3 protein-coding genes are annotated in these 1,403 nt (G+C 59.0%); all 3 read right to left on the reverse strand.

The window, feature by feature from the left end; all coding sequences use genetic code 11:
• Positions 1 to 265 precede the first annotated feature (265 nt).
• Positions 266 to 577, reverse strand: a complete 312-nt coding sequence (locus LB558_RS32810) for a type II toxin-antitoxin system RelE/ParE family toxin (protein ID WP_224701538.1) — start codon at positions 575 to 577, stop codon at positions 266 to 268.
• A 2-nt stretch (positions 578 to 579) separates the two neighbouring features.
• Positions 580 to 846, reverse strand: coding sequence for a type II toxin-antitoxin system ParD family antitoxin (locus tag LB558_RS32815; RefSeq protein WP_224701539.1), 267 nt, complete (start codon positions 844 to 846; stop codon positions 580 to 582).
• A gap of 261 nt (positions 847 to 1,107) precedes the next feature.
• Positions 1,108 to 1,403 (reverse strand): hypothetical protein (locus LB558_RS32820; RefSeq protein ID WP_224701541.1); only part of this gene is annotated, 296 nt, incomplete at its 5' end.

Here is a 1,403-nt window from a genome sequence, read left to right on the forward strand (position 1 = left end):
CGGCGAGCCGCCCTCGTTCGTGAGGCGTATATAGTCGCCACCAACGAGAACTGTCAACACCGATCGACAATGTTTTTTCGATTTCTCGTGGAGTTATCCACGGGGCCGAAATTCGTGAGCTGGCTTGGCTGAGTTGTGAGCGGTGTTCTGCCGCCACCATTCCCGTGATGCGCCCCGAGGTCTCGGCGCCGAGCGTGCATCATCGGCCTGAAAAACAACTGTTGCGCCTCGATGGCCGCAGAGCAATTCCCTACCGGGGCGTCATTTAGAGCCGGCCCTCGAGCAATTCTGGCGTGATGTTCCGGCCAGCGTAAAAAATGCCCAGGATCAGCACCCGCTCGCCCTCGACGGCAAAGGCAATGCTGACGGCACGCCGGTAGCCAACAATCCGTAGCCCAGGCATGATCTCGACCCGCTCGGTGCCCCGCTGTGGAAAAGTCGACAGGCCGAGACAATGGTCGCGGATACCCGTAATGAAATTCCAGGCGATCGCCGGCGATGCACGTCCGGCTATGTCATCGTAGAGTTGCTCCAGCTCGGCTTCTGCCTTGGGGTGGAAGACAATCCGATACTCCACCCCTACTTGGCTTTCGCCTGCCTGGCGCGATGACGCGCCTCAAGCCGGGAGAAGACCGTTTCGGCAGGGATACCGTTCGTTGGATCCTGCCGGAGCTCAGCCAGGCGCCCCGGTATCTCCTCGCGCAGCCATTTCTCCCGCTCCGCCTCGAAATCCTCAAGCATGCGCAGGCCCGCGCGGACAACCTCGCTGGCATTGTTGTAGCGGCCTGATTCAAGCTGCTTCCTGATGAAGCTCTCGTAGTGGTCATTCAAAGCGTAATTTGGCATTGGTAACCTCCTGCGGGAAATATGGGAGTGATTCCGAATTCAGCAATAGATGTCAACTATTAGCAAAAATGACCGATTCGACCATGCCACGCCTTGCGCCACTCATCCCGCAGAGGATCGCCCTTCACTTAGATTCGGCACGGATGGAGGCGTCGCTTCAACGCCCCAGGCCGCTCGACCAGCGGCACTTGCGGCCATTGCGGCGTGACACACCCGACCGCCGGCGCGATCGAGGATCCACATGCAGGTCGATATTCGCGGTCATCGGTCATTGTCACGGCGGAGGGTGGTCACAAAAAGCCGGCTGAATAGAACACCACCCCGGCCAAATTCATTTCGTATTTGAGTGCAGTCATTACCGGCATCACCGATGCCTGGCACGAGGATCGGATGGCTCTTTTCTGCCTCCGATTCGGTTGATCCGGTCATGGCGGTGGCTGGGCGCTTCACTTGGCCAGTCCCCTTGAACGGGAACGGCCCGCGGGCTTTGTGCGTGGCGGGCTGTTTTTGATTTGGTTTGGGGGGAGAGGATTTGAGTTTTCTGTCTGGCGGCTCTG

Origin of the sequence: Mesorhizobium sp. CO1-1-8 (genome assembly GCF_020164875.1) — a bacterium.
Taxonomy (GTDB): domain Bacteria; phylum Pseudomonadota; class Alphaproteobacteria; order Rhizobiales; family Rhizobiaceae; genus Mesorhizobium.

What these genes read in the sequence shown, in the direction of transcription:
- LB558_RS32815 (WP_224701539.1), bottom strand. Translation starts at nt 846, where the DNA reads ATGCCAAATTACGCTTTGAATGACCACTACGAGAGCTTCATCAGGAAG.